Raw genomic sequence first — 24534 nt, forward strand, 5'->3', positions numbered from 1 at the left:
CGACGCCGCATCCCCATTGCACGCGAGACCGGGTGTCTCGCACCGGCACCAAGGCTTGACGAAGCGTTCAGCCCGGGCCTGCAAACCATGCTGCCACAGGCGTTTGACAGGCGGAATGCAACAGCGTGACGGCATCGGGCGCGGCGTGAAATTCTTCTCGGTGAAAACGCACCGGTCGGCGGTTCCAACACCCGACCCCGTCAACGCGGCGTCATCCCTTTGACGCACGGTTGTCAAGCCAGCCCTGCAAGCTGCGCAGGTGGCCCGCGCCGAGGCATCGGCCCCCCGCGGCCGCAACATGACCCTTGGCACAACCGAAAGCACATCCACATGAACCTGCGCACATCCACCCTGTTCGCCCTGGCGGCAGCCTGCCTGAGTCACGCCGCACAGGCCCAAACCCAACCCGCCCATTCGGCCACGCTCGCCGGTCACGCCCTGCTGCCCGCACGAACCTTCATCGCCGCCCCCAAGGACGCACCCGTCGACCTGAAGGTCAGTGGCAAGTTCACCACCGGCAGCCGAGTCGAAGCCGTGGGCAGTGTGGAAGGCCTGTCCGCCGGCCGGCCCACCGGCACATCGCTGCCCTTCAAGGGCCAGCCCGTCCAGGGCCATTCGGGCATCAAGCGCATGGCCGACGGCAGCTACTGGTTGCTGACCGACAACGGCGCGGGGTCCAAGGCCAATTCGCCGGACTTCATGCTGTTCCTCAACCGCTACAAGGTCGATTTCAGGAGCGGAAAGTTCGAGCGGCTGAACACCGTGTTCCTGCACGACCCTGACAAGAAGGTGCCCTTTCGCATCGTGCACGAGGGCACCCGGCAACGCTACCTGACGGGTTCCGACTTCGACACCGAAGGCTTCCAGATCGCCAACGGGCACTTCTGGATGGGCGATGAGTTCGGCCCCTACCTGATCAAGGCCGACATGAAAGGCCGCGTGAAGGCGGTGTACGAAACGCGCGTCGATGACAAGACGGTGGTGTCGCCCGACCACCCTTCGGTGCGGGCACCGGCCGCGCCGGGTGGCGAAGTCAAGTTCCAATCGCGCCGCTCCAAAGGCTATGAGGGTCTGGCCGCATCGCCCGACGGCAGCAAGCTCTATGCCCTGCTCGAAGGCGCGCTGTGGGACGACGCCACCAAGGCCCCCGAAGCGCTGGATGGCAAGCAGTTCCTGCGCGCGCTGGAGTTCGACGTAACCACGGAACAGTGGACTGGCCGCCACTGGAAGTACGTGCTCGAGGCCAACCACCACGCGATCGGAGACTTCAACATGATCAACGCGACAGAGGGCCTGATCATCGAGCGCGACAACGGCGAAGGCACTGTCGACAAGGCCTGCCCCGAGGCCGTCAAGCGCCCCGACTGCTTCCACGACCTCGCCCGCTTCAAGCGCGTCTACAAGGTGGAACTGAGCGAAGCCAACGTGGGCGGCCCGGTGCGCAAGATCGCCCACATCGACCTGATGAACATCGCCGACCCGAACCGACTGGCGCGCAAGCCGCTGACCAACGGCGTGCTCGCCTTCCCGTTCTTCACCATCGAGAACGTCGACATCGTCGATGCGCGCCACATCGTGGTGGGCAACGACAACAACCTGCCCTTCTCCAGCAGCCGCGACCCCAACCAGGCCGACGACAACGAGCTCGTGCTGCTGGAGGTGGCGGACTTCCTGTCGGCTCGCTGAGAGGGGGCGCCAGGCGCCGATTGGTGCCAGGCCCGGTCACCGTGACCGGGCCGTTGGACGAAATCAACTTGTGGTCCAGAAACAGAACGTGAATTGACTGACCTACAGAACGCGAAACCGAGGGCTGAATCCTATAGCTAACCTACTGTCAGAAAACACTTTTTGCAGCCACCGCGGGTGCTGACCACGCCTTCCGGATTGGTCTCAGCACCCCCCTGAACTTCGCTCCATTCGCCTGCGGAAACCACTGGGAAAGCTCACATCTCAACCCGTCAGCACGGCTAGCTGCCAGCCCGTACCTCGCACTCATCTGAGCCGATAGCCTGTAAGTCATCGAGCGGTCTTCTGGTTCGTGCCCCGCGGTTCCAAGCTCAGGGTGGACGCGCTGCACCGTCTGGTGGTCGCTCATTTCTTCTGGCTCCCGCTCGGGTCGATAGGACCGTTCTGAAGCCTCGCACGCCAGATGTCGGCGGACCGGACGCGCCCCCCGCCTGAAGGCGCGGGAGGTGGAGCGGGGGAGACACGGGGAGGCGCAGACTCGCGCGGCGGCTGTTGACTAGGAGCTGCCGCTGGCGGCGCTGGCCGAGCGCCCTTGGCGGCGTTCACATACGGCGCAGCGGGCTGGCTTACCTTGCGTTGCTGCGCGAGGTGAGGAGCGTGAATTTCTTCCTTGTCGTACGGGCGTTGGTCGCGCTGCAGCGTCAGAGCAATCTTGCGATTCCCGTCAATGTCATCGGTGGCCTTCGTCCGCTGACGTTTCGGTAGCGCAGAGGCCATCTTCAAGAGCGTCTGGTGTTGGTCGACGGTGACAAGGCCCTTGCTTCTTGCGGTGGACTCGCGCTCTTTCTGACGCGCAATCTGTCTTGAGGCCCGGTCGCGCATATGCCACAGCTCGATTTCGGTCACCGACATGACCCCATACTGGCGTTTACCGCGCTTCTCACGCTCCAGAATGTCCAACTCGCCAGTCGGAGCAATCCAGTACGCCTCTTCAGGGCGGCTGGGGTGATAGAGCACCGTGATGGAGAGCTTGCCTGATATCGACTGGCGGTAATCCCTTAGTCGCCGGGAGTTGTACTTTGATTTGTTGAGCGTCACGCCGGCCCTGAGTACTTCGACGTTCGGCTTGCGTCGCAGCAGGTTCAGGTAGATGTCGGCTTCCGTACTGCGTCGCGATTGCACGCCTCCCAGCTTCCGGATAGACCACCTCACAATGTCCCGGGACGTGGGCTGCACCCCGTCCTTCTTCATCTCGATGGTCAGGAGGTGCTGCTTGTTCCTGGCCGTGCGTTCAGCGATGAGGTGCAGCACCAGCTTGCGCTCAATCTCCCAGTGGTTCTCAGCCGCGAATTCCTTCGCATGCCGCCTAGCTTCGCGGTCCCGGTCTCGCGTGGTACGGCGCAATCCCCCAGGGTCACGCGACTGCGCGTTCTGCGCGCGGCCTAGCATTGCCTCCTTTCCTCCCTTTTGCTGCGGGTTGTTGCGGCCCGTTGGCCGGACGCGGATGTCCTGGCGTTCGAAAGCTGCTCTGGCTTCATTGCCCACGCCAGGGCCGTTATCGACGACGACTGCTAGTGGCTCAATGTTCTCGTCGTCTGACCAGGCACCCGGGTCGTCAATTTTCAGGTACGCCAAGTGCCGCTTCTTGGACGTTAGCGCGCAGAGCATTGCAAGGCGATAGCCTTCGTCCCAGCTCTCCGCCCCGGTGTAGAGGTGCCACCCTCTTGGGTCGCCTGACTTACGGTCTCGAATCACGACTGCCGTTTCACGTCCAACGTTCTTCGTCTCACCATCGGTTTCGATTTCCAGCACGCCTTCCTTGTTGAAACCAGTGGCGTCGATGCAGAAGATGTCGCCGAAGTTCTCGACGATGTCGTCGTCGTATCCTCTGTGCTCCTGGAGCTCTTTGCTGTCCTTAGGTCCTGCCTTCTGAACATCGAACTTGAGCATCCGAATGAGCGCCGGCACGCGCTTCTCAAACGCCTCAAAGGTAGGAATCTTGTGAGTGCTTATTGGCCAAACAACCTCCTTTCCGTTTGGCGTCTTGGTCTTCTGCACATACAAGAACTTGACCATGAGGTCGTACGTCTTGTGAAGCGAGTGGTCCATCCTCACGTACCAGCACTGGAGCGCGTCGATGAACTTGCGCAGGTCGCTCTCGGTGATGTTGCGACCGGCGTACCTCTCGCTGGCGCCAAGGCTCACCAGAGCGTTAGGTCTGCCTGTCTTGGTGCTGTACGTTCGAACCAGTACGTCCATGTGCCCGCGCTGGTGCGTCATCGCGAGCAGCGCGTTCTCGCCCTTCCCGTACCACGCGTAGTGGTGCAGAAGCCGTCGGACGACCTGCTCCATGAGGCGGTCTGGTTCAGTGACGCCTAAAAGACGCTTAACGTGCTCTCGAATGACAAGCAGACTCGTCAAGGGGGAGTACGCCGCAAACATTGCATCTGGCGTGACAAGCTCCTTGACCTTCAGCATGTCGTCATCACGCTTCGCAACCCATGCCCGATTGCGGTCGATGTTGACCCCCCGCCGCGAACTCTCGAACTTGAACGTGAGTTCCTCGTCAGACCACGCCATGAAATCCGGCCGGACCTGCTCAGGAGCGTCCTGAAGGCGGCCTTTGCGGCGCAGCTCCAAGGTCGGCTCGCGCTGCCACTGCAGGACCGGTGTAGGCACCTGGCTCCATTTCTGCGCCACCTCTTTGAAGAGAAGCTCTTCGCCCTGCTGCGCGATGAACCGGAGCAGCTTCTTGCCGCGGGTGTCATGCACGTAAAGGGCGCCAACGCGCAGAAGGATGCCGTTCGACTGGGATTCACTCATGACACGGCTCCTTCAGAACACCGACCTAAGCTTCCGTCATTGGTCCCGATGGAGCAACTGGGAACGCCTAAAGTAGCTCGGGGCTCGCTGCTTCACGCTTTCTCATGGGAAATGAGAATCCTCAATGGCGATGAGAAGGCTTGAAACAGCAAACCGCCTGCGGTCACCCTCAACGAACACTGGCCCCCTCGTGTTGGAACACGAGGCACGGCAGTCGTCAGGCGTACTTCCTACGCGTTCAGCCGGGTCATCGCTCCGAGACGAGTGCAGGCCGGCACTGGAAAAGCGTTCGTGGTACTGGAAAAGCATTCGTTTGCGAGCCGTTGTCTTTGACGGAGACCTGCCCACCCGGGTTGCACGTCAGCTCTGACGCTCCTACCGGCGCCAAGGTCGCGAAGCCCTGTTACGGTTTTGTTACGAAGATTTGAAGGACTCAGACGGGGGTAGCCAAGTCCGTTCTACAAGGATGCGGGTGTCAAAGAACTCGGCTCTTACAGAGGAAGAACGCCCCTCCGTTTCGCGAACGGTAGGGGGCTGATTTCAGTTTCTGTTTCCGGACCGCAAACTGCCGCCGCCCCGCGCGCCCTCACTCCACCGTGACGCTCTTGGCCAAGTTGCGTGGCTTGTCGACATCGGTGCCTTTGGCCAGCGCGGTGTGGTACGCGAGCATCTGCAGTGGTACCACATGCAGCAGCGGGCTGAGCACTCCGTAGTGCTCGGGCATGCGGATGACGTGGATGCCTTCGCTGTTGGTGATGCGCGTGTCCGCGTCGGCGAGCACGTAGAGCACGCCACCGCGTGCGCGCACTTCCTGCATGTTGCTCTTGAGCTTTTCCAGCAACGTGTCATTGGGCGCCACGGTCACCACCGGCATCGCGGCCGTCACCAGTGCCAGCGGACCGTGTTTGAGTTCGCCGGCCGGATAAGCCTCGGCGTGGATGTAGCTGATTTCCTTGAGCTTGAGCGCGCCTTCGAGCGCGATCGGATAGTGCAGGCCTCGGCCAAGGAAGAGCGCGTTGTCCATGCGCGCGAAGTCCTCCGCCCAACTGATCACCTGCGGCTCCAGCGCCAGCACGGCCTGAAGGGCGACCGGCAGGTGGCGCATGGCCTTGAGGTGGGCCTCCTCGGCTTCATCAGTGAGGTGGCCACGCACCTGGGCAAGCGCCAGCGTGAGCAGGAACAGCCCCGCCAGTTGCGTCGTGAAGGCCTTGGTGGAGGCCACGCCGATCTCGACGCCGGCGCGGGTGACGTAGGCGAACTCGCATTCGCGCACCATGGCCGAGGTGGCCACGTTGCACACCGTGAGGGTGTGCTTCATGCCCAGGCCCTGCGCGTGGCGCAGAGCGGCCAGGGTGTCGGCGGTCTCGCCGCTCTGGGTGATGGTCACCACCAGGGTGCGCGGATTGGGCACGCTGGTGCGGTAGCGGTATTCGCTCGCCACTTCGACCTGCGTGGGAATCTTGGCGATGCTCTCGAGCCAGTACTTGGCGGTGCAGCCGCTGTAGTAGCTGGTGCCGCAGGCGAGGACGAGGACGCTGTCGATGCCCTTGAACACGCTATAGGCGCCGTCACCAAACAGCTCGGGCGTGATGCCGTTGACACCTTCGAGCGTGTCGCCAATGGCGCGCGGCTGCTCGAAGATTTCCTTTTGCATGTAGTGGCGGTAGGGGCCGAGTTCGGCCGCGCCGCTGTGGGCCAGCACGGTGCGCACGGGACGCTGTTCGACACCGAGCGCGCGGCCGCTCGCGTCCAGCACCCAGTAACGCCCGAGCTGCAGATCGACCAGGTCGCCCTCCTCCAGGTACACGATCTGGTCGGTGACCCCCGCCAGCGCCATGGCATCGCTGGCCAGGAAGTGCTCGGCCGCCCCCTCGCCCACACCCAGGACCAGCGGCGAGCCCGCGCGTGCGCCAACCACGCGGTGTGGCTCGTCCTTGTGGAACACCGCCAGCGCGAAGGCACCATGCAACTGCGCCACGGCCGCCTGCAGCGCGGCAAACACGTCGCCCTCGTACAGGGAGTCGACCAGGTGCGCGATGACTTCGGTGTCGGTCTGGCTTTCGAACACGTAGCCCCTGGTCTGCAAGACGGCGCGCAACTCGTCGTGGTTCTCGATGATGCCGTTGTGCACCAAGGCAACGCGGCCGGCCGTGCCGCTCATCGCGCCTGGACCATGGCTGAAATGGGGATGGGCGTTGTGCACCACGGGTGCTCCATGCGTGGCCCAGCGCGTGTGCGCGATGCCCGTGCCACTGGCAATGGATTCCTGCTGCACCTGTTGCACCAGCTCGGCCACCCGGGCCGTGCTGCGCGCCCGCTTGAGACCATCGCTGTGCACCGCCACACCACAAGAATCGTAGCCACGGTACTCCAGCCGCTGCAGGCCTTGCACCAGCACGGGCACGATGTCACGCCCGGAAACTCCTGCCACGATGCCGCACATACCTAACTCCTGAATGTTTGAGATGGCGCGATGCTAAACAGAGCAGGCGGAAATTATTGATCAAACTGGCAAGATATTTGACAGATAATTCTTCATCATCCTTTTCATGGATGAAAAATTCAAAAATATAAAGTCAATGGAACAAATGGACATAGATGAAGCCGACTTGCGCCTGCTGGAGCTGCTGCAAACCGACGCCTCGCGCAGCAACCAGACACTGGCGGCGCTGGCCCACCTCTCTCCACCCACCAGCCTGCGGCGCGTCAAGCGGTTGCGCCAGTCAGGACTGATCGAGCGCGAGGTGGCTCTGCTCAGCGCGGACCGGCTGGCACCGCTGCTGGGCCATGGCCTGACGGCGCTGGTTGAAGTGACCCTGGATCGCCAGGGCGCGGAGCACCTGGACGCTTTCGAGGCGCGCGTGGTGCTCGCGGCTGAAGTGCAGCAGTGCTACCGGGTGAGCCCGGGGCCGGATTTCATGCTGGTGGTGCACTGCACCGACATGCCGGCCTACCTGGCGCTCGCACAGCAACTGTTCACCAGCGACGCCAACGTGCGCAACATCAAGGCATTTTTCAGCCTCAAGCGAGCCAAGTTCGACCCCCGCCTGCCATTGGGTCAGCCTCGTGCCATCGCCCAAAAATGAATACCTTTGCGTGCACGAGCGGACAGGTATTGATGCAAACCACACAAAAGGCGCCCTTGCGTCGGTCCCGAACGGTTGACGGGTCTTCCCTCTTGTAACACGCTCCTAAAATGCTCTCAGACAACCGCATCTGTCTGGTTCAAGGAGGTTGTATGGATGTTTTGACGATCACCCTGGCCACCGCCGTCGCCCTGGTGGTGCTGGCGCTCGGCGTCTGGGTGGTTCGGCGTCTGGCCAGGCGGGCTTCATCGGGTCGGGACGACCGGTACTCGCCGCACCGGATTCTCACGCCCGAGCAGGCACACATGCTGGACTATCTGCAGGACACCTTCCCCGGGCAGGTGGTCTTGCCCAACATGCCGCTCAAGGACATGCTGACCGTCCGCCGTGCCGCTGACCGCAAGCGCGCCGAACAGCGGCTCAGCGAACAGCAGGTGGACTTCGTGGTGTGCGGCCCGGATGGCAGGCCCAGTTTCGCGTTCGACATCGAGCAGCACCACTTGAGTGACGCCAAGGCCAAGGCACACAAGGTCAAGATGAAGAACCGGATCCTCAAGACAGCGGGCGTGCGCTTCGTCTTTCTGAAAGACGGTATCCACCGCATGCCTTCGCCGGCCGATTTCCGGGCCCAGTTGAACCTGGCCGAGTTGCCCAAGCCCAAACCCCGGGAGGAAGGGCGCGAGAGCGCGATGCAACAGCTGGAGAGCCAGTTCTCCGGCTTTGATCAGCAGCACAGCAGCCACAACACCGGTTTTCGCGAGTCGGAGGTCATGGGCATGAGCGGCCTGATGGACCTCAATGGCCATGGTCGCCGCAATGGCCGGCTCAACGGCGATAGCAGCTTCGGCAACAGCCGCGCCCCGGGGGACAGCCGCTTCGATGGCAGTTCGCTCGACGTGCGCGGCGGGTAGCGGGGAGGCACCCCGCCGAAGCCGGTTCTGCGGGTGCTCTGGATGAGAGAGCTCGCGCCGGAAACGCTTTCTCAGGTCTTCTTTTTCGTGGGACGCTGCCAGTTGTCCAGCGCCACCTGCTTGCCGCGAGCCACCGACAGGGCGCCGGGCGCCGCATCCTTGGTGATGGTCGAGCCCGCGCCCACCGTGCCGCCGGCGCCGATGGTCACGGGCGCCACCAGCACGCAGTTGCTGCCCACGTGCACGTCGGCCTCGATCACGGTGCGGTGCTTGTTCGCGCCATCGTAGTTGGCGGTGATGCTGCCCGCGCCGTAGTTCACCCGCTCGCCCACGGTCGCATCGCCCAGATAGGCCAGGTGGTTGGCCTTGGCACCCGCGGCCAGGGTGCTGTTCTTCACTTCGACAAAGTTGCCGATGTGCACGTCGGCACCGAGTTGTGCCCCCGGGCGCAGCCGGGCAAAAGGGCCGATCAGCGCACCACGGCCGACCGACACCCCCAGTGCCTCGCCATCGATATGGGTGAATGGATGGATTCGCGCGCCGTCGTCGATGGCCGCATTGGCGATGACGCAGTTCGCGCCGATGCGCACGCCGTCACCAAGCTTCACGCGGCCCTCGAACACGCAGTTCACGTCGATCTCCACGTCCTGGCCGCAGATCAGTTCACCGCGCACGTCCAGCCGCGCCGGATCGGCCAGGCGCACGCCCTGCTCCATCAACACGTCCGCCAGACGCCGCTGGTGCGCGCGCTCCAGTTCGGCCAGCTGCAAGGGGCTGTTCACGCCCGCAACTTCAACGGCATCGTGCGTGCTGATGGCACGAACCACCAGCCCCTGCGCCACCGCGTGCCTGACCACGTCCGTCAGGTAGTACTCGCGCTGGCTGTTGTCGTTGGTCAAGCCCTTGAGCAAGGGCTTGAGCAAGGATGCCGGTGCCGCCATGACGCCGCTGTACCACTCGGTGATGCGGCGCTGCGCTTCATTGGCGTCCTTGTGTTCCACGATGGCGTGGACCGATCGATCAGCGTCCATCGAACGCACGATCCGGCCATAGCCGGTGGCGTCCCCGCCGGTGTCGACGCTCAGCACCACAAGGTGCTGCCCATCGCAGGCTTGCAGCAGGGCTTCCAGCGTGGATTGGCCGATCAGGGGCACGTCCCCGTTGAGAATCAGCACGACGCCATCGTCTGCCAGCACCGGCACCGCCTGCTGCACGGCGTGGCCGGTGCCCAGTTGTGGCACCTGGCGCACGAAGCGCAGTTGCGGGGCCGCGTTGTCGCCCGCCGCCACAGGTGCACTCAAGCCGGCCTCGACCTGCTCGGCGCCATGCCCTGTAATCACCACCACCGAGCGCGCAGATAACCGCGCCGCGCGGTCGATGACGTGCTGGGCCAGTGCGCGACCGCCCAATCGGTGCAACACTTTGGGCCGTTGGCTCTTCATGCGCGTGCCTTTGCCGGCCGCCATCACCACCACATCCACAGGGAACGACATGAACACCTCTTTCGGAGACGGGTTGCGCAGCGTTCTTGCCGGCAAGCCCCAGCGGCGGATTATCGCGCCACGGGTGCGGCGCACGGGCGCGGTGCTGGTGCTGGCCCTCGTGCTCGCGGCCTGCACGGCCACGCGCCTGGCCTACAACCAGGCGCCCACGCTGGGCTACTGGTGGATCGATCGCCACGTGGACCTGAACGACGCGCAGTCGGTGCAGACACGCCAGGATCTGGACAATTTCTTCCAGTGGCACCGCAGCCAGGAGCTGCCCGCCTATGCCGGCCTGCTGCGCCAGTGGCAGTTCATGGCAGCCGACCGGATCACGCCGGCCCAGGTCTGTGCCGCGTTCGAGCAGGTCCGGGTGCGGCTGGACCATGCTGCCGCCGAGGCCGTCGAACCGCTGGCCCGCCTGGCCTTGCAGCTCAGTCCAGCGCAGCTCGACCACCTCCAGCAACGGCAGGCAAAGACCAACGAGGAATTTGAAAAGGACTTTCTGCGCGGAAGCCCCGAGCAACGCCTGGAACGGCGGCTGGAGAAGGCGGTGGATCGCAGCGAATCGTTCTACGGTCCCCTGAGCCCCGAGCAGCGCGCGCTGTTGCGCGCGCAGTTGCAGGCCTCCCCCTTCGACCCGCAACGCACACAGGCCGAACGGCTGCGGCGCCAGGCCGACCTGCTGCAGACCGTGCGCGACGCGCAGGCCGAGCCGCACAAGGCCGAGCAACGGGTGCGCGAGCACATCGCGCGCATTCGCCAGTCGCCCACACCGGGCTACGACGCCTACAGCCAGGCGCTGGTGCAGCAGGGTTGCATCCAGATTGCAGCCCTGCACAACAGCAGCACGGGCGAACAGCGCGCCAGCGCGGTGGCCACACTCCAGGGCTACGAGAGCGACCTGCGCACGCTGAGCGCCCAGCGCTGAGTCGCGCCGGCCCGGCGGCGGGCACCACAACCGGACGCGCGCCGCGGCACACGCCGCGATTTGGTGCGAGCGAGGATCCCGCACACCCACTGCGCACGAGCCCGGTGCATCTGTCTTGCATACAAGGCTTGTATGGCCATGGCACGGAATTCGCATGAAGGACCGTCAAAGGTCATTCATGGTCAGTTCCACCGACATCGCCCGACGCATCATCGAAGCCGTCCTGGCCCAGCGCCTCGCCCCGGGCACGCGCCTGGGCGAGCAAAGCCTGTCGATGCTGTTCGACTGCAGCCGCACGCTGGTGCGCGAGGCGCTGGTGCGCCTGGCCGCGCGCGGCATCGTCACCGTGAGCTCGCGCCGGGGCTGGTACGTGGTGCAGCCTTCGCATGCCGAGGCGCTCGAGGCTTTCGAGGCGCGGCGCGTGATCGAAACCGGCCTCATCCGCGGCACACCCCACATCGACAAGTCGGCCATCAAGCGCCTGCGCCAGCACCTGCGGCAGGAGCAGGCCGCACTCAAGGGTGACGACGTCGGCCAGCGCAGCTACCTGCTGGGCGACTTCCACGTCTGCCTGGCCGAGTGCCTGGGCAACCAGCTGCTGGCCGACACCTTGCGCGACTTCACCGCGCGCACCACGCTCATTGCCATGCTGTACCAGAGCAACCACGACGCGGTGCAGTCCTGCCAGGACCACGCCGACATCGTCGCCGCCCTGGAGCAGGGCGACACCACCACCGCCGAGCGGCTGATGGAAGCGCACATCGGCCAGGTGCAGGCCGCCTTGCGCCTGGGCACACCCAGCGACCCGCTGGCCGACCTGCGCGAGGCGCTGGCGCCGGTGCGCGAAGCTGGCGACCCCTCCACCGCTGCCGCGTCCACCCGAAAGCGCGGCGGCAAGAAACCCCCATCCACCCCCACCCCCGAGACCTACCTAGGAGCCCTGCTATGAACCCCTCGAAACGCGCCCTGCTTGCCACCTCCATTGCCCTGGCCACCGCCCTGGGCCTGGGGCACGCCCACGCCCAGACGGCGCTGGAGAACGTGATGAAGAACAAGCTGATCAAGATCGCCGTGCCCACCGACTTTCCACCCTACGGCTTCGTCGGCATCGACCTCAAGCCCCAGGGCCTGGACGTGGACGCGGCCAACTACATCGCCGGCAAGCTCGGCGTGAAGGTCGAGCTGGTGGCCGTGACCAGCGCCAACCGCATTCCCTACCTGCAGACGAAGAAGGCCGATCTGGTGATCTCCACGCTGGGCAAGAACGCCGAGCGCGAGAAGGTTATCGACTTCACCGCGGCCTACTCGCCCTTCTTCCAGGCCGTGTACGGGCCCAAGGGCACCGCGCTGGCCGACTTCAGCGGACTGGGCGGCAAGTCGGTGGCGGTCACACGCGGCGCCATCGAGGACCAGGAGCTCACCAAGGTGGCCCCGGCCAGCACCGACATCAAGCGTTTCGAGGACAACAACGCCACCGTCTCAGCCTTCGTCTCCGGGCAGACCCAGTTCATCGCCACCGGCGTCTCGGTGGCCGACAACATGATCAAGCGCAACCCCGCACTGGGCGCCGAGTACAAGTTGCTGCTCAAGGACAGCCCGAACTTCATCGGCGTGGCCAAGGGCGAGGACGCGCTGCGCCTGAAGGTCAACGAGATCATCGCGGCGGCCAAGAAGTCGGGCGATATCGATGCCATGGCAAAAAAATGGCTGGGCCGTCCGGCTGGCAACCTGCCTGAATAAGCCTGGGCGGAAGCACCGGGGCCACCGATGGGCATCGAACTCGACTTCCTGGCCGTGCTCGCGCAATGGCCTCTGCTGGCCCGGGGCGTCCTCTGGACGCTGGGCCTGACCGCCATCTCGGCGGTGATCGGCCTGCTGGTGGGGGTGGCCTGCGCCTGGGCGCGCAGCCATGGCCCGCTGGCCTTGCGCTGGCTCGCGGCCAGCTACGTGGAGCTGATCCGCAACACGCCCTTCATCGTGCAGCTGTTCTTCGTGTTCTTCGGCCTGCCGGCGGCGGGCGTGAAAGTCACGCCGGAAATCGCGTCCGTCATCGCGATGGTGATCAACCTGGGTGCGTATGCGGCCGAGATCATTCGCGCCGGCATCGAGGCCACGCCCAGGGGCCAGATCGAGGCCGCGGCCAGCCTGGCGCTCTCGCGCATGCAGACCTTCCTGCACGTGGTGCTGCCGCCCGCGCTCAAGAAGGTGTGGCCCGCGCTGACCAGCCAGATCATCATCGTCATGCTCGGCTCGGCGGTGTGCGGCCAGATTTCCACGCAGGAACTGAGCTACGCGGCCAACCTGATCCAGAGCCGCAACTTCCGCGCCTTCGAGGCCTTCATCGTCGCCACCGGCATCTACCTGCTGCTGTCCATCGGCGTGCGCGGTGTGTTGAACTGGCTCGGCCCGCGCTACCTGTTCGGAGGCCGCCGTGGTTGACTTCACTCTCTGGGACATCGTGCGCAACCTGTTGCTGGCCGCGCGCTGGACGGTCGCGCTGTCGCTGATCGCCTTCGTTGGCGGCGGCATCGTGGGCCTGGCGCTGCTGGTCGCGCGCACCGCGCGCTGGCCCGGCGCCGAGACCTTCGTGGCCGGCTACGTGCAGCTCTTCCAGGGCACGCCGCTGCTGATGCAACTCTTCCTGGCCTACTTCGGCCTGGCGCTGTTCGGCTTCGAGACCTCGGCCTGGACGGCCGCCTCGGTGGCGCTCACGCTCTACACCAGCGCCTTCCTGGTCGAGATCTGGCGCGGCTGCGTGGCCGCCGTGCCCAAGGGCCAGTGGGAAGCCGCGCAAAGCCTGGCGTTGAACTTCGGCGAGCAGCTGCGCTACGTGGTGCTGCCGCAGGCCACGCGCATCGCCATCGCACCGACCGTGGGCTTTCTGGTGCAGGTGGTCAAGGGCACGGCGCTGGCTTCGGTGATCGGCTTCGTCGAACTCACCAAGGCCGGCACCATGATCACCAATGCCACCTTCGCTCCCTTCCTGGTCTACAGCTGCGTGGCCCTGATGTATTTCGCGCTGTGCTTCCCCGTGAGCCTGTACGCGCGCTCCCTGGAAAGGAAACTCAATGGAAACCGCTGAAGACCCCGTGGCCAGCCAGGCCGCCACCGCCGTGCGCACCATCGTCGACATCCGCGCGCTGCGCAAGTCCTATGGCAGCAACGAAGTGCTCAAGGGCATCGACCTGCAGGTGAAGGCCGGCGAGGTGATCGCCATCATCGGCAAGAGCGGTTCGGGCAAGAGCACGCTGCTGCGTTGCATCAACGGGCTGGAGGAATTCCAGGCCGGCGCGCTCACCGTGGACGACAAGCCGCTGCTGCACAAGGACGCCGCCGCCATGCGCGAACTGCGCCAGCACGTGGGCATGATCTTCCAGAACTTCAACCTTTTTCCGCACCTGAGTGTGGGCCGCAATGTGATGCTCGCGCCCGGCCTGGTGAAGAAGACCGCCAGCGCCGAAGGCATGGAGCGCGCGCGGCAGCTGCTCCAGCGCGTGGGCCTGGGCGAAAAGTTCGACGCCTTCCCCGACCAGCTCTCGGGTGGCCAGCAGCAGCGCGTGGCCATTGCCCGCGCGCTGGCCATGCAGCCCAGCGTGCTGCTGTGCGACGAGATCACTTCCGCGCTCGACCCCGAGCTCGTGGGCGAAGTGCTGCGCGTGGTGGAGTCACTGGCCGACGAAGGCATGACGCTGCTGATGGTCACGCACGAGATGGGTTTTGCGCGCAAGGTCAGCGACCGCGTGATCTTCATGCACCAGGGCCGCGTGCATGAGATGGGACCGCCGGAACAGCTCTTCGGTGCGCCTCAGACGCCGGAACTGCAGCAGTTCCTCTCCTCGATCCACTGAGCGTCACGCCACGAAGCGCATCCAGCCCCAGACGACGGCGAGCGACAACAGCGTCACCGGTATGCCGGTGATCGCATGCCGCTTCCAGTCAATCTCGATGCCCTGCCGGCGCGCCAGGTCGGCCACGATCAGGTTGGCGATCGAGCCCACCAGCAGCAAGTTGCCGGCAAAGGTGGTGGCCAGCGCGAGCATCACGCCGGCCTGCTCGCCGCTGCCCGACAGGTGCGGCAGCAGCAACATGACAGCCGGCACGTTGGACACCAGGTTGGACAGCACGGCGCCCGCCACCAGCAGTGGGCCCGGGTCGGTGAGCAGCACGCCCTGCGTGCCCAGCCAGGTGACGGCCTGCGCGGCCAGCCCGGTGGTTTCGAACGCATGGTTCACCACGAACAGGCCCATGAACAGGATCAGCAGCGGCCAGTCCACCAGGCCCATGACATGCGCCGAGTGCAGGCGGCGGCTGAGCAACAGGAGGCCCGCGCCCACCAGCGCGGCCACGTCGCGTGGCCAGTCGGTGAAGAGAAAGATCAGCATCAGCGCGCTGGCGACCACCAGGCCCTTGGTGGTCTGCCAGGTATCAAACCTGGGCTCTGCATTCACCTCCTCTCTCTCCGGGAGACGGCTGGTGTGAATGTGCTGCGCCCCCGCGACCGACCCCGGCCCGAACGCCAGCCAGGCCCACAACAACACCAGCCCGATCAACACCGGCGGCAAGGCCTGCCGCGCGTAACCACCGAACGGCAGTTGCAGCACCGAGCCGATCAGCATGTTCTGCGGATTGCCGATCAGCGTCGCGGCCGAACCGATGTTGGCCGCGCAAGCCAGGCCGATCAGGAACGGCAGGGGGTTCATGCCGCGTTGCAGGCACAGCCGCGCCACCACCGGCGTCATGGCCAGGCAGACGATGTCGTTGGAGAACACCGCCGAGAGCGCGCCGGCCACGACGATCAGCACGGCCAGCAGCGCATGGCGCGACAGCGGCAGCGCACCCACGCGGCGTGTCACCGCGGCGTAGAAACCGCCCAGCCGCATCTGCGCCGACACCACCATGAACGCAAACAGCAGCACGATGGTGGGCAGGTCGATCGATCGCGCGGCGTCTTCCACCGGGAGACCGGCCAGTGCGATCACCGCAATGGCGCCCAGCAGCGCCACGCCCGATCGGTCCAGTTTCAGGCGCGGCAGGCCGCCGAGGAACATGCCCAGGTAAACAACGGCAAACACGGCAACGATGCCCCAGTCCGTGGCGGTGTGGTGCAAGGTGGCGGCGGCGGTGGGCATGTTGGGCGCGATCGTAGCGCGCCCATGAAAAAGCCGCCCGAAGGCGGCTGGTCGGAGCGGCGGCGTTCAGCCCTGCAGGGCCGCCCACATCTCCTTGTCGCGCTCGGCGGTCCAGATGCGCGGGTTCTTGATGCCCTTGGCCTCGTCGTAGGCGCGGCTCACGTCGAACGGCAGGCAGTGCTCGTAGATGAACACGTGGCCGAACACCGGGTCCATGCTCTTGCGGGTGTGGGCCATGGCCGCCTTGAGGTCCATGCCGGCGGCGGCGGCTTCCTTGCCGGCCTGAAAAAGCGTGGTGACCCAGCGCTTCGTGTAGTCCAGCGCCTTGTTCACGTCGGCATTGCCCTTCATGGCTTCGCCGCGGCCGGGCACGATGTACTCGGCCTTGAGGGCGCGCAGGGCTTCCAGCGTGGCGGGCCATTCCTCCAGTTGCGCGTCGCCGGTGTAGACGCCGGCTTCGTATTCGACCAGGTCGCCACTGAACAGCACTTTTTCTTCCTCCACCCAGGCGATGGTGTCGCCGCGGGTGTGGCCCGGGCCCGGGTGCCAGATCTGCACCTTCACGCCACCCAGGTCGACTTCCAGGCTGCCCTGGCGACCGGGCTTGCCGTCGCCAATGACCATGGTGGGCCAGGTCAGGCCGGGCACCGTGTCGGCGCCGCGGAACAGGCGCGGGAAGCGCTCCATCTCGCTCTGCATGTCCTGCGCGCCGCGCTCGACGATGAGTTCGTAGGTGCCGCGGCTGGCGATCACCTCGGTGGCGCCCTCGGCCTGGTAGGCGGCGGCGCCCAGCACGCGCACCGCGTGGTAATGGGTCAGCAGCACGTATTTGATGGGCTTGTCGGAGACGGTGCGGATCTGCTTGATCAGGTCCTGCGCCATGGCGGGCGTGGCCGTGGCGTCGCTCACCATGATGAACTTCTCGCCAATGATCACACCCGAGTTCGGGTCGCCTTCGGCGGTGTAGGCCCAGCAGTGGGGGCTCAGCTGTTCAAAGGTGGTTTTCTTGTCGGCCAGGTCGGCCTGGGAGGCGAAGGCTTTGCTCATGGGGTCGGTCTCCGTGTGGGGGAGTGCGAATTTTACCTAAACGAAATCGATTTCACATCAGTAAACTTGAATTCCTGCTGAGATGTCGGGACATCGTGGGCCGGCATCACCCGGAAAGACCGCGTTCGAGCATCGCCACCACCTCGTCGGCGAAGGCGCCGTAGCTCATCGGGCCGCCCGGGCGCAGCCAGGTGAAGGTCCAGTTGATCATGCCGAACAGCATCATGGTGAGCGCCGTCTGGTTGGCCGGCGTCACGCGCTCGGGGTAGGCACGCTTGATGAAACGGGTGAAGGCAGCCACCACGTCGCGCTGGCGGTTGACGATCAGTTCGCGCTGCGTCTCGCCGAGGAATTTGGTGTCCGACACCAGCGCCACGTGGCGCGTGGCCGAGGTCTCGTATTCGGCGAGGAACGCGCGCACCAGCTCGCTCAGGGCGTCGCGCTCGCTCAGGTTCTTGCGCTGCGCGCGCGCCTCGGCCTCGCCGATCAAAGCCAGCAGACGCTGGGTGTAGCGGTCCAGCAGATCGAAGAGGATGGCTTCCTTGCTCTCGTAGTAGTGGTACAGCCGCGCCTTGCTGGTGCCGCAGGCGGTGGCGATGTCGTTCATGCTCGCGGCAGGAAAGCTCTGCGCGGCGAAGCAGCGTGCCGCCACGTCGAGGATTTCATCGCGCTTGAGATCGTGCGAGGCGGATTTGGGTCTGGCCATGGGTGGATTGTCACCCGTGCCGCCCTTACCATGGCGCCATGGTCAAACCCGTCGATCCCTTTGCACTGCATGCCTGCGAGCTGCTCTCGGGCGTGGGGCCCTGCGTGCCCAAACGCATGTTCGGCGGCTGGGGCATTTCCACCGACGGGATGAACATCGCCATCATTGCCTGGGACACGCTCTTCCTGAAGACGAATGCCGAGACCGAGCCCCGCTGGCTGGCCGCCGGTGCCCGGCCCTTCATCTACGAGGCCAAGGGCAAATCCATGAAGCTGCACTACCACACGCCCCCGGACGAAGCGCTGGAATCGCCGGCCCTCATGCTGCCCTGGGCGCGGCTGGCGCTGGAGGCCGCCGTGGCCGCGCGCCAGCCCAGGAAGCGGGCCGCGCGCGGGTAAGCCGATTCAGGGGGGATTCGACTCGAAGCGTGTGAGCACCCTGCCGCGCCCGGCCACCAGGTATTCGCTGTAGCCGAGCACACCGCGCAGCAAGCGGGCAAAGGCCCAACCCGCCTGACCCAGCGCCACCGCAAGCTCGCGCGAGGGCGTCACCACCTCTCGCCCAAAGCGCCCCGGTCGTTCAACGGGCTGCGCCTCGGCTTCAGCAGCCCAGTCGAAGCGCACCGCAGCGGCACCCGCGCCAGCCAGCGGCCAGGGCTCCATCACCAGGCGCGCGCCCGCGGGCACGGACAGGCTCTCGCCGGCTTGCAGGACATGGTCGCCCGACTCGTTGCCGGCGCCCTCGTGAGGCAGTCCCAGGGTCACCCACGCGCTGCCCTGGGTGATCTGCAGGCGGCTGGGCACATGCGGGCGCAGGGTCATCGCCCGGCGCGCATCCAGACGCCAGCCGCACGCCACTGCCTTGCTGGCGACGCGGTCGGAAGACACAAAAGGAAGAGAGGCGGAACGGGTGCTCATGGGTAACTCCTTGAAGAGGACGATGGCTCATCCTGGGCATCAATGTTCGCGTCACAGCCCCTTGTCGTCCAATGAATTGGCGGTAAGCTATTGATTCGATTCCCGCATCAATGCCCGGAGCCTCCATGCAGCTCACCAGCAGCCACCCCCGCACCCGACCGATCGCCGCCGGACACCTGCGCGCGTTCGAAGCCGTCGCGCGGCACCTCAACTTCCGCGCAGCCGCCGAGGAGCTCTCCCTCACGCAAAGCGCGGTGAGCCGCCAGATCCAGGCACTGGAGGACGAGGTCGGCACCGCCCTGTTCCTGCGCCACACACGCGCGGTCGAACTCACGAGCGCGGGCTCTCAACTGCTGCGTGCGGCCAGCATGGCGCTCGAGCGCGTGGACGCTGCCGTGCGGCAGATCCGCCAGAGCGCGGGCCGCAAGAGCGTGGCCATCACCACCTGGGCCTCGTTCGCCTCCATGTGGCTGATCCCGCGCCTGGAGGCCTTCCAGCGCGACCACCCCGACATCGACATCCGCATCGACGCGAGCGACAACGCGGTGGACCTGGCCACCTCCGACGTGGACCTGGCCTTGCGCTACGCCGTGCCGCAGGTGGTGCCGGCCGGCGCGCAGCGCCTGTTCGGCGAACAGCTCACGCCCGTGGCCAGCCCGTGGCTGCTGCAGTCCCACCCGATCCAGCGCGTCGAGGACCTCGCGCGCTGCGCATTGATCGAAGCGGGCGATGCGCACCGCACCCGCCACCTGGAATGGCTGACCTGGCAGCGCTGGCTCGACACCTATGGCGCGCCGCCGGCCTCGCCCGCGGGCAAACGCTCGCGGGCCGCCGCACACACCAGACTCTCGACACAGCGCTGGATGTACTTCAACTACGCCAACCAGATCGTGCAGGCCGCACTCACCGGGCAGGGCGTGGCGCTGGCGCGCCTGCCACTGGTGGCCGAGAGCCTGGCCAGCGGCGCACTGGTCGAGCCCTTGCCGCACGCGCGGCTGGACTCGCCCCTGGCCTACTGGCTGATGGTGGCGCCGCGCAGCCTGCAAAGGCCAGAGGTGAAAGCCTTCTGCGACTGGTTGCTGCAGCAGGCCGCGGCCACGCGCGAGGCCATCGGCGACGTGCCCGACCCGGACACGGTCGACAACATTGACTGACCGCGCCACCCTCGAATGACGGCCACCCCATGAGACTCCTTCCGCCACCCAGCGGCAACCTTCGCAGCATCGTCTGCATGCTCGCGGCGGTGGGCTTCTTCGCGCTCATGGACGCCGTGCTCAAGGCGCTGTCGGCGCGCTACCCGGTGCTGCAGATCGCGGCCCTGCGCGGGCTCACCGCCCTGCCCCTGGTGCTGCTCTACATCGCCTGGCGCGGTGCGTGGCACAGCGTGTGGCGGGTGCGCTGGCCGCTGCACCTGCTGCGAGGCGTGCTCGGCATCCTGATGCTCTCGCTGTTCACCCTGGGCGTGCGCGAGCTGCCGCTGTCGGCCGCCTACACGCTGTTTTTCGTCGCGCCCCTGCTGATCACCGCGCTGTCGGTGCCCGTGCTCAAGGAGCGCGTGCCCGCCGCGCACTGGTGGGCCATTGCGGCGGGCTTCGCGGGCGTGCTCATCGCGCTGCGCCCCAGCGGCGATGCGCTGCAGGCGGGCTTCGTCACGCTCGGCGGCCTGGCCACGCTGGCCGCGGCGCTGTGTTACGCCGTCGCGGCCATTGCAGGGCGGCTGGCGAGCCGCACCGACAGCAGCGAGAGCCTGGTGCTGTGGATGATGGTGCTGCTCTCACTCGGCGCGGGCGCGCTGGCCTTGCCGGACTGGGTGGCCATCCAGCGCACGGATGCGCCCCTGCTGCTGGCTTTGGCCCTCACCGGCTTCGGCGGCCAACTGGCCATCACCGAAGCCTTCCGCCATGGCCAGGCCTCGGCCGTGGCACCGTTCGAGTACAGCGCACTGGCCTGGGGCGTCGGCCTGGATTGGTTGATCTGGCAGTCGCTGCCGTCCGCGCACACCTGGTTCGGTGCCGCCATCGTCATCGGCAGCGGGCTGTACCTGGTGCGGCGCGAGAAACGCATCACCGAAGTGCACGCCAGCGCCGAACACCCCTGAAACACCACGACCCCGCGCAGCGGCGGAGCGTGGGGGCCCTACTTCATCGGCCACATCACGCCGGTATCGGAGAGGATCGCATCCAGCGGCACGTCGTGTGGCTCGGGCGCCAGGTCGGGCAGGTAGCCGAAGTCGTAGCCCAGGCCCACGGTGAAGGGCTTGGGGCTCAGGCTGGCGAGCGTGCGGTCGTAGAAGCCACCGCCGTAACCCAGCCGGAAGCCACCGGGGCCGTAGCCCACGCAGGGCACGAAGATCAGCGTGGGCTCGATGATCTCGGTGTCCTTGGGCTTGGGAATGCCGTAGGCGTCCTCTTCCATCGGGCAGCCCGGGTACCAGGTGTAGAAAGTCAGCGTCTTGTCGACCTTGTTCACCACCGGCAGGCCGATGCGGCGGTGCCGCTGCTGCCCCTGCACGTCCTCTTCCAGCCCGGCCTCCTGCCAGCGGAACAGCGCCGGCAGCGGGTCGAATTCGCCCTTGATGGGCCAGTAGGCGCCGATCACGGCGTCGGGCCGGTGGATCAGCCACACGCGCATGACCCGCTGCAGCAGGTCGTTGCGCCACGCCCGGTCCGCCAGCGCCTGGCGCTTTTCGATCAGCGACTTGCGCCAGCCGGCCTTGAGCGCCGCCGCCGATCCTTCAGGGTGCGTGACAGGGGCTTTGCGGGAACTCTGGCCGTCTTTGTTGTCCATAATCGATACATGAAAACGGTGGGTGCAAAACAGGGGCTTTCGCAGTGGATCGGCCAGCGCATGCAGGGCTTGCGCGCGCTGCTGGGCATGCGGCTGATTATGGCGGTGCTGGCGCTGCCAGCCCCGCTCTGGGCACAGACCGCACCCGGCGACACCGCGCTGCTGGACATGCGCGAAGCCTTCCGGCGCAACAGCACGACACAGCTCGCTGCCCTGCTGCCCGCCGTGCGCGGCCATGTGCTGGAACCGCTGGCGGTGTACTGGGACACCCGGGCGCGCCTCGAACTGGCCAGCCCGGCGGAGATTCGCGCGGCGCTCGCCCGCATGCCCGGCACCTACTGGGAAGACCGGCTGCGCAACGACTGGCTGTTGCTGCTGGGCAAGTCGCGCGACTGGGCCAATTTCGACACCGAGTTGCCGCTCTTTCGCATGAAGGACGACCGCCAGGTCCGCTGCTACGCGCTGCTGCGCGACATGGCCACCGGGCGCATGCCGCCCGAAGCGATCGCAGCCCAGGTGCAGGCCAACTGGCTGGCACAGCGCGATGCCGACGACGGCTGTGCGAGTGCTGCGCAGACGCTGCTCGATGCGGGCCACCTCAAACCCCAGGTGGTGTGGCAGCGCGCGCGGCTGGCCATGGACGCCAACCGCCCGCGCGTGGCCGCGCAGGCCGTGGCCATGATCGACCCGGAGCTTGCCACCCAGGTCGACGGCATCGCCAGCGACCCGGCCAAGTACCTCGACGAGCGCATCACCGCCCTGCGCGTGCGCACCCGGGAAATGGTGACACTGGCCATCATCCGCCTGGCGTTCAGCGACCCCGCTGCGGCAGCGCTCGAGATGGAACGCACGCGCTGGAAGGCGCAGCTCACGCAGGAAGAGCGCGGCTGGGCCTGGGGCGTGATCGGCAAACGCTCGGCCCAGAAACTCCAGGAGGAGGCACTGAACTGGTTTGCCCGGGGCGAGGACCGCTACATGGACGACGACCACCTTGCGTGGAAGGCGCGCGCCGGCATGCGCGCGGGCGCCTGGGGCGCGGTGCGCGATGCGGTCAATGCCATGAGCACGGCACAGCAGCGCGAACCCGCCTGGGTGTACTGGAAGGCGCGCGCCCTGCAGGCGCTCCAGCAGCCCGATCCGGTCGCCGCGGCGGCCGAAGCGCGGGCCCTGTTCGAGTCGATCGCCTCCAGCCGCGACTTCTACGAACAGCTGGCGCTCGAGGCGTTGGGGCGCACCATCGACGTGCCTGAGGTGCCCGCCCCGCTCACCGCAGCGGAAACCGCCGCCGCGCAGGACAACCCGGGCCTGCGCCGCGCCCTTGCCGCGATCCGCCTGGGCCTGCGCGGCGAGGGCGTGCGCGAGTGGCACTACACCGTGGCCCTGCACGACGCCGGTGGCATGGCCGAGCGCGAGCTCCTCGCGGCGGCCGACCTGGCCTGCCGCAACGAGTTGTGGGACCGCTGCATCAACACCAGCCTGCGCACACCCGTGGCCCAGGACCACGCCCAGCGCTTTCCGACGCCGCACCGCGCCCAGGTCACCGAACGCGCCCGCGAGATCGGCCTGGATCCGGCCTATGTGTACGGCCTGATCCGGCAGGAAAGTCGCTTCGTCACCGAGGCACGCTCGGGCGTCGGCGCCTCCGGCCTGATGCAGGTGATGCCGGCCACCGCGCGCTGGACCGCGCGCAAGATTGGTCTGAGCAACTTCAGGCCCGGCCAGATCAACGAGCGGGACACGAACATCCAGATCGGCACCGCCTACCTCAAGCTCGCGCTGGACGATTTCGAAGGCTCGCTGCCCCTGGCCGCCGCGGCCTACAACGCCGGGCCCAGCCGCTCGCGCCAGTGGCGCAACGGGCCGGTGCTGGCCGGCGAGGTGTGGACCGAGAACATTCCATTCGAGGAAACGCGCGACTACGTCAAGCGCGTGCTCGCCAACACCACCAACTACGCGGCGCTGATGACCGGACAACCGCAATCCCTGCGCGCGCGCCTGGGGGTGGTGGGTCCCCGCCCCGCCACGGCGCAAGCCATCAACAGCGAACTGCCATGAAGAACATCCTCGTCCTCGGCGGCACGGGCTTCATCGGCCGCCATGTCTGCGAGAAGCTGCACCGCGAGGGCTGGCGCATCACCGTCCCCACGCGACGGGCCGTCAACGCCGCTGCCGTGCAACACCTGCCCCGCGTGACCGTGCTCGAGGCCGACGTGCACGACCCGGCGCAGTTGCTGGACCTGCTCTGCGGTCACGATGCCGTGGTCAACCTCGTCGCCATCCTGCATGGCAGCGAGGACGATTTCGAACGCGTGCACGTCGAGCTGCCGCTGTCTCTGGCGGAAACCTGCGCTGCCGACGGCGTGCGCCGCGTGGTGCACATCAGCGCGCTGGGCGTGAGCCTGGACGGACCGTCCCGCTACCAGCGCAGCAAGGCCCGCGGCGAGGAGGTGCTGCGCGGCGCGGGCCTGGACCTGACCATCCTGCGCCCAAGCGTGGTGTTCGGCGCGGGCGACCGCTTCCTCAACCTGTTCGCGCGCATGCAGGCGCTGCTGCCCGTGGTGCCACTGGCCAGCGCGGGCGCGCGTTTCCAGCCCGTATGGGTTGAAGACGTGGCGCGGGCCGTGGTGGCCGCCCTGCGCGACCATGGCCTGCCCATGAGCAGCGTGGGACAGACCTTCGAGTGCGCCGGGCCGGATGTGCTGACCCTGGCCGAGCTGGTGCGACTGGCCGGGCGCCACGGCAGCCGGGAGCGCCCGGTCTGGCCGCTGCCCGGCTTCCTGGCCCGCCTGCAGGCCCGGGTCATGGAGCTCGCGCCTGGCGAGCCGCTAATGAGCCGCGACAACCTGGCCGCCATGTCGGTCGACAACGTGGCCACACACCAGTGGCCTGACCTGGCCGCGCTGGGCATCACCCCGGCCAGCGTGCACAGCGTGGCGCCGACCTACCTGGGCCAGCGCGGCGTGCGCACCCAGTTGCTGAGCTACCGGCACGGCGCGGGCCGCTGAACCTCGCGCAAACCTTCTGACGGAT

Annotated in this window: 22 protein-coding genes; 14 read left to right on the top strand and 8 right to left on the bottom strand. The window is 66.6% G+C overall.

Going from position 1 to position 24534, the window contains the following annotated elements; genetic code table 11:
* The first annotated feature begins 330 nt into the window (after positions 1-330).
* Positions 331-1686 carry an esterase-like activity of phytase family protein gene (locus AB7P10_RS09585; protein ID WP_428293615.1) on the top strand — a complete coding sequence of 452 codons (1356 nt, stop codon included), beginning with the start codon at positions 331-333 and terminating at the stop codon, positions 1684-1686.
* Between the two features lie 405 nt (positions 1687-2091).
* Here the strand turns inward: AB7P10_RS09585 and AB7P10_RS09590 are convergent, their stop codons facing one another.
* A complete protein-coding gene (locus AB7P10_RS09590; RefSeq protein WP_428293616.1) occupies positions 2092-4509 on the bottom strand; it encodes a hypothetical protein in 2418 nt (805 codons plus the stop codon).
* Positions 4510-5095: 586 nt separating this feature from the next.
* Positions 5096-6952 (bottom strand): glutamine--fructose-6-phosphate transaminase (isomerizing), encoded by a 1857-nt coding sequence (gene glmS, locus AB7P10_RS09595; protein WP_428293617.1) that lies wholly within the window; start codon positions 6950-6952, stop codon positions 5096-5098.
* A 136-nt stretch (positions 6953-7088) separates the two neighbouring features.
* Here glmS and AB7P10_RS09600 point away from each other — a divergent pair, with 136 nt between their 5' ends.
* Both AB7P10_RS09600 and AB7P10_RS09605 read left to right on the top strand, forming a co-directional pair.
* Complete coding sequence (locus AB7P10_RS09600; RefSeq protein WP_428293618.1) at positions 7089-7595, top strand: Lrp/AsnC family transcriptional regulator; 507 nt, start codon at positions 7089-7091, stop codon at positions 7593-7595.
* A gap of 152 nt (positions 7596-7747) precedes the next feature.
* Positions 7748-8506, top strand: a complete 759-nt coding sequence (locus AB7P10_RS09605; protein ID WP_428293619.1) for a DUF2726 domain-containing protein — start codon at positions 7748-7750, stop codon at positions 8504-8506.
* 71 nt (positions 8507-8577) lie between these two features.
* Here AB7P10_RS09605 and glmU read toward each other — a convergent pair whose 3' ends face one another.
* Complete coding sequence (gene glmU, locus AB7P10_RS09610; RefSeq protein ID WP_428293620.1) at positions 8578-9999, bottom strand: bifunctional UDP-N-acetylglucosamine diphosphorylase/glucosamine-1-phosphate N-acetyltransferase GlmU; 1422 nt, start codon at positions 9997-9999, stop codon at positions 8578-8580.
* Between glmU and AB7P10_RS09615 the strand changes: the two genes are divergently transcribed.
* From AB7P10_RS09615 to AB7P10_RS09640, 6 genes are all read left to right on the top strand, one after another.
* Complete coding sequence (locus tag AB7P10_RS09615) at positions 9998-10918, top strand: DUF6279 family lipoprotein (RefSeq protein ID WP_428293621.1); 921 nt, start codon at positions 9998-10000, stop codon at positions 10916-10918. The genes glmU and AB7P10_RS09615 overlap by 2 nt on opposite strands.
* 178 nt (positions 10919-11096) lie before the next feature.
* Positions 11097-11867 carry a GntR family transcriptional regulator gene (locus AB7P10_RS09620; protein ID WP_428293622.1) on the top strand — a complete coding sequence of 257 codons (771 nt, stop codon included), beginning with the start codon at positions 11097-11099 and terminating at the stop codon, positions 11865-11867.
* Positions 11864-12658 carry a transporter substrate-binding domain-containing protein gene (locus AB7P10_RS09625; protein WP_428293623.1) on the top strand — a complete coding sequence of 265 codons (795 nt, stop codon included), beginning with the start codon at positions 11864-11866 and terminating at the stop codon, positions 12656-12658. The genes AB7P10_RS09620 and AB7P10_RS09625 overlap by 4 nt, the downstream gene beginning before the upstream one ends.
* A gap of 27 nt (positions 12659-12685) precedes the next feature.
* Entirely contained in the window at positions 12686-13357 is a 672-nt protein-coding gene (locus tag AB7P10_RS09630) for an amino acid ABC transporter permease (protein ID WP_428293624.1), read from the top strand.
* A complete protein-coding gene (locus AB7P10_RS09635) occupies positions 13350-14000 on the top strand; it encodes an amino acid ABC transporter permease (protein WP_428293625.1) in 651 nt (216 codons plus the stop codon). Before AB7P10_RS09630 ends, AB7P10_RS09635 begins: the two co-directional genes overlap by 8 nt.
* Positions 13987-14766, top strand: a complete 780-nt coding sequence (locus AB7P10_RS09640) for an amino acid ABC transporter ATP-binding protein (protein ID WP_428293626.1) — start codon at positions 13987-13989, stop codon at positions 14764-14766. The genes AB7P10_RS09635 and AB7P10_RS09640 overlap by 14 nt, the downstream gene beginning before the upstream one ends.
* 3 nt (positions 14767-14769) lie before the next feature.
* On the opposite strand, the gene AB7P10_RS09645 is transcribed toward AB7P10_RS09640, so the two are convergent.
* From AB7P10_RS09645 to AB7P10_RS09655, 3 genes are all read right to left on the bottom strand, one after another.
* Entirely contained in the window at positions 14770-16047 is a 1278-nt protein-coding gene (locus AB7P10_RS09645) for an anion transporter (RefSeq protein ID WP_428293627.1), read from the bottom strand.
* Between the two features lie 66 nt (positions 16048-16113).
* Positions 16114-17094 carry an MBL fold metallo-hydrolase gene (locus AB7P10_RS09650; protein ID WP_428293628.1) on the bottom strand — a complete coding sequence of 327 codons (981 nt, stop codon included), beginning with the start codon at positions 17092-17094 and terminating at the stop codon, positions 16114-16116.
* A 106-nt stretch (positions 17095-17200) separates the two neighbouring features.
* Positions 17201-17800, bottom strand: a complete 600-nt coding sequence (locus tag AB7P10_RS09655) for a TetR/AcrR family transcriptional regulator (protein ID WP_428293629.1) — start codon at positions 17798-17800, stop codon at positions 17201-17203.
* Positions 17801-17838: 38 nt separating this feature from the next.
* On the opposite strand from AB7P10_RS09655, the gene AB7P10_RS09660 reads away from it, so the two are divergent.
* Positions 17839-18198: a TfoX/Sxy family protein gene (locus AB7P10_RS09660; RefSeq protein WP_428293630.1), complete on the top strand. Its 360-nt coding sequence runs from the start codon at positions 17839-17841 to the stop codon at positions 18196-18198.
* 6 nt (positions 18199-18204) lie between these two features.
* Here the strand turns inward: AB7P10_RS09660 and AB7P10_RS09665 are convergent, their stop codons facing one another.
* Complete coding sequence (locus AB7P10_RS09665; RefSeq protein ID WP_428293631.1) at positions 18205-18717, bottom strand: DUF2917 domain-containing protein; 513 nt, start codon at positions 18715-18717, stop codon at positions 18205-18207.
* Positions 18718-18842: 125 nt separating this feature from the next.
* On the opposite strand from AB7P10_RS09665, the gene AB7P10_RS09670 reads away from it, so the two are divergent.
* Positions 18843-19871: a LysR substrate-binding domain-containing protein gene (locus AB7P10_RS09670; protein ID WP_428293632.1), complete on the top strand. Its 1029-nt coding sequence runs from the start codon at positions 18843-18845 to the stop codon at positions 19869-19871.
* Between the two features lie 29 nt (positions 19872-19900).
* On the top strand, positions 19901-20815 hold the full coding sequence (locus AB7P10_RS09675; protein ID WP_428293633.1) for a DMT family transporter: 915 nt from the start codon (positions 19901-19903) through the stop codon (positions 20813-20815).
* Positions 20816-20853: 38 nt separating this feature from the next.
* Here AB7P10_RS09675 and AB7P10_RS09680 read toward each other — a convergent pair whose 3' ends face one another.
* The gene (locus tag AB7P10_RS09680) at positions 20854-21504 is read right to left on the bottom strand and encodes a 5-formyltetrahydrofolate cyclo-ligase (RefSeq protein ID WP_428293634.1); all 651 of its coding nucleotides are present in this window, start codon (positions 21502-21504) and stop codon (positions 20854-20856) included.
* A 60-nt stretch (positions 21505-21564) separates the two neighbouring features.
* Between AB7P10_RS09680 and AB7P10_RS09685 the strand changes: the two genes are divergently transcribed.
* Positions 21565-23559, top strand: a complete 1995-nt coding sequence (locus AB7P10_RS09685) for a transglycosylase SLT domain-containing protein (protein ID WP_428293744.1) — start codon at positions 21565-21567, stop codon at positions 23557-23559.
* On the top strand, positions 23556-24509 hold the full coding sequence (locus AB7P10_RS09690; RefSeq protein ID WP_428293635.1) for a complex I NDUFA9 subunit family protein: 954 nt from the start codon (positions 23556-23558) through the stop codon (positions 24507-24509). Before AB7P10_RS09685 ends, AB7P10_RS09690 begins: the two co-directional genes overlap by 4 nt.
* Positions 24510-24534 lie beyond the last annotated feature (25 nt).

This window comes from Hydrogenophaga sp., from assembly GCF_050182545.1.
Classification (GTDB): Bacteria; Pseudomonadota; Gammaproteobacteria; order Burkholderiales; family Burkholderiaceae_C; genus Hydrogenophaga.